6 protein-coding genes and 1 tRNA gene are annotated in these 6252 nt (G+C 39.7%); 5 read left to right on the top strand and 2 right to left on the bottom strand.

Annotated elements, in window-relative coordinates; translation table 11 throughout:
• The first annotated feature begins 215 nt into the window (after window positions 1-215).
• From groES to HT722_RS10230, 3 genes are all read left to right on the top strand, one after another.
• A complete protein-coding gene (gene groES / locus HT722_RS10240) occupies window positions 216-500 on the top strand; it encodes a co-chaperone GroES (RefSeq protein ID WP_000917332.1) in 285 nt (94 codons plus the stop codon).
• Between the two features lie 15 nt (window positions 501-515).
• Window positions 516-2138: a chaperonin GroEL gene (groL, locus tag HT722_RS10235; protein ID WP_173278855.1), complete on the top strand. Its 1623-nt coding sequence runs from the start codon at window positions 516-518 to the stop codon at window positions 2136-2138.
• Between the two features lie 137 nt (window positions 2139-2275).
• Complete coding sequence (locus tag HT722_RS10230) at window positions 2276-3043, top strand: epoxyqueuosine reductase QueH (protein ID WP_000567567.1); 768 nt, start codon at window positions 2276-2278, stop codon at window positions 3041-3043.
• 70 nt (window positions 3044-3113) lie between these two features.
• Here HT722_RS10230 and HT722_RS10225 read toward each other — a convergent pair whose 3' ends face one another.
• Both HT722_RS10225 and recX read right to left on the bottom strand, forming a co-directional pair.
• Window positions 3114-3647 carry a DUF402 domain-containing protein gene (locus tag HT722_RS10225; protein WP_000775316.1) on the bottom strand — a complete coding sequence of 178 codons (534 nt, stop codon included), beginning with the start codon at window positions 3645-3647 and terminating at the stop codon, window positions 3114-3116.
• Window positions 3648-3735: 88 nt separating this feature from the next.
• The gene (gene recX, locus HT722_RS10220; RefSeq protein WP_173278854.1) at window positions 3736-4512 is read right to left on the bottom strand and encodes a recombination regulator RecX; all 777 of its coding nucleotides are present in this window, start codon (window positions 4510-4512) and stop codon (window positions 3736-3738) included.
• 37 nt (window positions 4513-4549) lie between these two features.
• Between recX and rlmD the strand changes: the two genes are divergently transcribed.
• The gene (gene rlmD, locus HT722_RS10215; protein WP_173278853.1) at window positions 4550-5905 is read left to right on the top strand and encodes a 23S rRNA (uracil(1939)-C(5))-methyltransferase RlmD; all 1356 of its coding nucleotides are present in this window, start codon (window positions 4550-4552) and stop codon (window positions 5903-5905) included.
• 61 nt (window positions 5906-5966) lie between these two features.
• A tRNA-Glu gene (locus HT722_RS10210) sits at window positions 5967-6038 on the top strand.
• The last annotated feature ends 214 nt before the right edge of the window (window positions 6039-6252 follow it).

The following is a 6252-nucleotide window of genomic DNA, read 5'->3' as shown; positions in this document are numbered from 1 at the left end:
TTCTACACAAAAATAGGCTCCATAATATCTATAGGGGATTTACCCACTACAAATATTATAGAGCCGAAAAGTCTGAGTTGCTCTCAGGCTTTTTATCTTTAGAAAGTCAGACTTTTTTCTTGACTATTTCTGACCAAGTGATACAATAGAACTATGAATTAGCACTCAGGTATAAAGAGTGCTAATACTATCTATCTCATTATGGAGGAAATCAGATGTTGAAACCATTAGGGGACCGTGTGGTCTTAAAAATCGAAGAAAAAGAACAAACTGTTGGAGGCTTTGTCCTTGCAGGTTCAGCCCAAGAAAAAACCAAAACAGCTCAAGTTGTGGCTACTGGACAAGGTGTTCGTACCTTGAATGGTGACTTGGTTGCTCCAAGTGTCAAGGTTGGAGACCGTGTCTTAGTTGAAGCTCACGCAGGTCTTGATGTCAAAGATGGCGATGAAAAGTACATCATCGTAGGCGAAGCTAATATCTTGGCAATCATTGAAGAATAGAAGGAGAAAGTAAGTATGTCAAAAGAAATTAAATTTTCATCAGATGCCCGTTCAGCTATGGTCCGTGGTGTCGATATCCTTGCAGATACTGTTAAAGTAACCTTGGGACCTAAAGGTCGCAATGTCGTGTTGGAAAAATCATTCGGTTCACCACTCATCACCAATGACGGTGTAACTATTGCCAAAGAAATCGAATTGGAAGACCATTTTGAAAATATGGGTGCCAAATTGGTATCAGAAGTAGCTTCAAAAACCAATGATATCGCAGGTGACGGAACGACAACTGCAACTGTCTTGACCCAAGCAATCGTCCGTGAAGGCATCAAAAACGTCACAGCAGGTGCCAATCCAATCGGAATTCGTCGTGGGATTGAAACAGCAGTTGCAGCAGCAGTTGAAGCTTTGAAAAACAACGCCATCCCTGTTGCCAACAAAGAAGCTATCGCTCAGGTTGCTGCCGTATCTTCTCGTTCTGAAAAAGTCGGTGAATACATTTCTGAAGCAATGGAAAAAGTTGGCAAAGACGGTGTCATCACTATCGAAGAGTCACGTGGTATGGAAACAGAGCTTGAAGTCGTAGAAGGAATGCAGTTCGACCGTGGTTATCTTTCACAGTATATGGTGACAGATAGCGAAAAAATGGTGGCTGACCTTGAAAATCCGTACATTTTGATTACAGACAAGAAGATTTCCAATATCCAAGAAATCTTGCCACTTTTGGAAAGCATTCTCCAAAGCAATCGTCCTCTCTTGATTATTGCGGATGATGTAGATGGTGAAGCTCTTCCGACTCTTGTATTGAACAAGATTCGTGGAACATTCAACGTAGTAGCTGTCAAGGCACCTGGCTTCGGTGACCGTCGCAAAGCCATGCTTGAAGATATAGCCATCTTAACAGGCGGAACAGTTATCACAGAAGACCTTGGTCTTGAGTTGAAAGATGCGACAATTGAAGCACTTGGTCAAGCAGCGAGAGTAACTGTGGACAAAGATAGCACTGTTATCGTAGAAGGTGCTGGAAATCTTGAAGCGATTTCTCACCGTGTTGCGGTTATCAAGTCTCAAATCGAAACCACAACTTCTGAATTTGACCGTGAAAAATTGCAAGAACGCTTGGCGAAATTGTCAGGTGGTGTAGCGGTCATCAAGGTCGGAGCTGCAACTGAAACTGAGTTGAAAGAAATGAAACTCCGCATTGAAGATGCCCTCAACGCTACTCGTGCAGCCGTTGAAGAAGGAATCGTTGCTGGTGGTGGAACTGCTCTTGTAAATGTCATTCCAGCTGTTGCTGCCTTGGAATTGACAGGAGACGAAGCAACGGGCCGCAATATTGTTCTCCGTGCTTTGGAAGAACCTGTTCGTCAGATCGCACACAATGCAGGATTTGAAGGATCTATTGTTATCGATCGCTTGAAAAATGCTGAAGTTGGAACAGGCTTCAACGCAGCAACTGGCGAATGGGTCAACATGATTGATCAAGGGATTATCGACCCAGTTAAAGTGAGTCGTTCAGCTCTACAAAATGCAGCATCTGTAGCCAGCTTGATTTTGACAACAGAAGCAGTCGTAGCCAATAAACCAGAACCAGTAGCTCCGGCTCCGGCAATGGATCCAAGCATGATGGGCGGTATGATGTAAGCTTTCTATAGAAAACAACTTATAAAAAACACAAAAGGAGGGGATGACTAACCCTCCTTTTTATGATATTCACTTCTAAATAGATTTGAGCTCTCCTAACTTATATGATAAAATAGGACTAGAAAAAGGAGAAGAACATGATCGATGTAGAAGAAATTCTGAGCAAGATGAACCCCAATCAGAAGATTAATTATGACCGTGTCATGCAGAAGATGGTACAAGTATGGGAGAAAAATGAGCAGCGGCCAACTATTCTCATGCATGTTTGCTGTGCCCCTTGTAGTACCTATACACTAGAATATTTGACCAAGTATGCAGATGTGACCATCTATTTTGCCAATTCTAATATCCATCCCAAGGCAGAATATCATAAGCGGGCCTATGTCACCAAGAAATTTGTTAGTGATTTTAATGAGCGGACAGGAAATACGGTTCAGTACCTAGAAGCTCCCTACGAACCAAATGAATACCGAAAATTGGTTCGAGGTTTGGAAGAAGAGCCTGAAGGTGGCGACCGTTGCAAGGTTTGCTTTGACTACCGCTTGGATAAAACAGCGCAAGTGGCTATGGATTTAGGTTTTGACTACTTCGGTTCGGCTTTAACCATCAGTCCTCATAAGAATTCTCAAACCATCAACAGCATCGGAATCGATGTGCAAAAAATTTACACAACCCACTATCTTCCAAGTGATTTCAAGAAAAATCAAGGATACAAACGTTCAGTAGAGATGTGTGAGGAGTATGACATCTACCGTCAATGTTATTGTGGATGCGTCTATGCAGCCCAGGCTCAGAATATTGATTTGGTTCAGGTTAAGAAGGACGCCACGGCTTTCTTGCTGGATAAGGATGTTGAAAAAGACTATTCCCACATCAAATTTACAGTTACAAAATTAGATATATAGAGACCAACCCAGCTGAAAAACTGGGTTTTTCAAATAAAAAAACCAGGGCTTTCACCCTAGTTTGACAACTTTACCGATTCTTTAGTTCTACATAGCGCTTGTACCAAATGTTTACATAGGCTTCTGAGAAAGGACCACGTCCATTGTTAATCCAATCAACAAGAATTTTGACATGTTCTTTTAAAATATAGTCCAAATCATCAGAATAATTCATTTTGCGTTTGTGACGCTCGTACTCTTCAACGTCCAAGAGACGTTTTTCCCCATCTGTAAAAATTTTAACATCCAAATCGTAATCAATATACTTCAGTGCTTCTTCATCCAGATAGTAGGGGCTAGCCATATTGCAATAGTAGGAAATTCCATTATCACGAATCATGGCAATGATATTAAACCAATATTTCTTGTGAAAGTAAACAATAGCCGGTTCTCGAGTGACCCAACGACGACCATCACTTTCGGTAACCAGTGTATGATCGTTGACACCAATAATGGCGTTTTCTGTTGTTTTTAGTACCATGGTGTCCCGCCAAGTTCGGTGGAGACTCCCATCATGCTTATAACTTTGAATTGTAATAAAGTCGCCTTCTTTTGGAAGTTTCATAACTAACCAACTTTCTACAATTTATAAGTTTATCGTTTACTATTGTACCATAAAAATGCCTAAAATCTGTGAATTTTACACGAAAATATTAAAGATATTCTCTAAGAGCGCTTGCTATATCCGAAAAATCGTAGCCCTTTCGTGCTAAAACTTGGGTTAAACGCTGCTTCAGTTCGTATCCTTCATACTTTCGGGCATACTTAGCATATTGCTTATCAAGCTCCTTGAAGATGAGTTCCTGAGTTGTTTCTTCGTCGACTTGGCTATCTAAGTAGTCAAAGGCAATTTTAGCATCAGAATAGGAAAAACCCTTATTGGTCAAGTTCTGGATAATCTTATCTTGCAAGGCGCGAGTTGGAAGTTTTCCTTCATATTTTTTCAATAGTTTATTAGCTACACGTTGAGCAACTTCCGAAAAATCAAATTCTTTCAAGTTCTCTTCTATAGTGGATTTTGAAATTCCTTTTTGTGTTAGTTTCTGAGTCAGTACATAAGGCCCCTTGTCTCCTGAAAGTTGATTGGCATTGATGATAGCATAAGCGTACTGACTATCATTAATCCAATTATCTTCTTTAAGATTAATAATGACTTGAGAAACTATGTTTTCATCAATATCGTATTTTTTCAGATATTCTCTGACCTCTTTTTCAGTGCGTGCTTTAAAGGATAAATGGTAGAGGGCCAGATTCTTACCGTAAGAAAATTTGGCAAAGTCCTGAATCTCTTTCAATTCCTCTTCGCTTATCACCTTATCTCTCGATAACATAAAACGAACAATTGTATCTTCGGTGATGTAGCATTTGTCGCCGTTATCAAGCTCCATCAGATAGAGTCTTTTTTTCTTTTCAAGTTTTGTGATTTTCATAGTTCTATTATAACTCAAAATGTGATAAGATAGGGGTATGAATCTGAAAGTGAAACAAAAAATACCATTAAAAATCAAGCGCATGGGAATTAATGGTGAGGGAATCGGCTTTTATCAAAAAACTTTAGTCTTTGTACCCGGTGCTCTCAAAGGCGAAGATATCTATTGTCAGATTACTTCTATTAAACGCAACTTTGTTGAAGCAAAATTACTAAAGGTCAACAAGAAGTCTAAATTCCGAGTTGTGCCAGCTTGTACTATTTATAATGAATGCGGAGGCTGCCAGATCATGCACCTGCATTATGATAAGCAACTGGAGTTCAAGACGGACTTACTTCATCAAGCACTGAAAAAATTTGCTCCTGCAGGATATGAAAACTATGAAATTCGTCCAACTATTGGAATGCAGGAACCAAAATATTACCGAGCTAAGTTACAATTTCAGACTCGAAAATTTAAGAATCAGGTCAAGGCAGGCTTATATGCACAAAACTCTCACTATTTAGTAGAGTTGAAAGACTGCCTGGTACAAGACAGGGAAACCCAAGTGATTGCTAATCGTCTAGCGGAATTACTTACTTATCACCAGATTCCAATCACAGATGAGAGAAAAGTTCTAGGTGTTAGGACTATTATGGTCCGACGAGCAAGAAAGACTGGACAGGTTCAGGTTATTATTGTTACAAATCGTCAGCTTAATTTAACCCAACTAGTAAAAGACTTAGTTAAAGATTTCCCAGAAGTTGTGACAGTAGCTGTGAATACAAATACAGCTAAAACCAGTGAGATTTATGGAGAAAAGACAGAGATTATCTGGGGACAAGAGAGTATTCAAGAAGGTGTACTCGATTATGAATTTTCACTATCTCCTCGAGCTTTCTATCAACTAAATCCTGAACAAACAGAAGTTCTTTATAACGAAGCGGTAAAAGCCTTGGATGTTACTAAAGAAGACCATTTGATTGACGCTTATTGTGGAGTTGGAACGATTGGATTTGCCTTCGCAAAGAAAGTTAAGACACTCAGAGGTATGGATATTATTCCAGAAGCCATTGAAGATGCCAAGCGAAATGCTAAAAGAATGGGATTTGACAATACTCATTATGAAGCTGGAACGGCAGAAGAGATTATTCCTCGTTGGTACAAGGAAGGCTACCGAGCAGATGCTCTGATTGTGGACCCACCACGTACAGGTCTGGATGATAAGTTATTAGATACTATTCTTACTTATGTACCAGAAAAAATGGTTTATATTTCTTGTAATGTTTCGACCTTGGCTCGTGATTTGGTACGCTTAGTAGAAGTCTATGATCTTCATTATATCCAGTCGGTCGATATGTTCCCGCATACAGCTAGAACGGAAGCTGTTGTAAAATTAATAAAAAAAGTTTAAAAAAGGTGTTGACAAAGTTTGAAAAGTCTGTATAATAGTAAGAGTTGAAAATAACAACTCTGGTCCGTTGGTCAAGGGGTTAAGACACCGCCTTTTCACGGCGGTAACACGGGTTCGAATCCCGTACGGACTATGGTATGTTGCAGATGGAACACTTGATGAAAAAAGTTTTAAAAAAGTTTCAAAAAAGTGTTGACAAGCGAAAGCGACTGTGATATACTAATATAGTTGTCGCTTGAGGAAAGCGAGTGACAAAGACCTTTGAAAACTGAACAAGACGAACCAATGTGCAGGGCACTACAACAACTGTTGTAGTACTGAACAATGAAAAAAACAATAAATCTGTC

The organism is Streptococcus sp. 53 (genome assembly GCF_013276565.1).
Lineage (GTDB): Bacteria > Bacillota > Bacilli > Lactobacillales > Streptococcaceae > Streptococcus.
The sequence above is the reverse complement of the archived record's forward strand: the minus strand, read 5'-3'. Positions and strand labels throughout refer to the sequence as shown.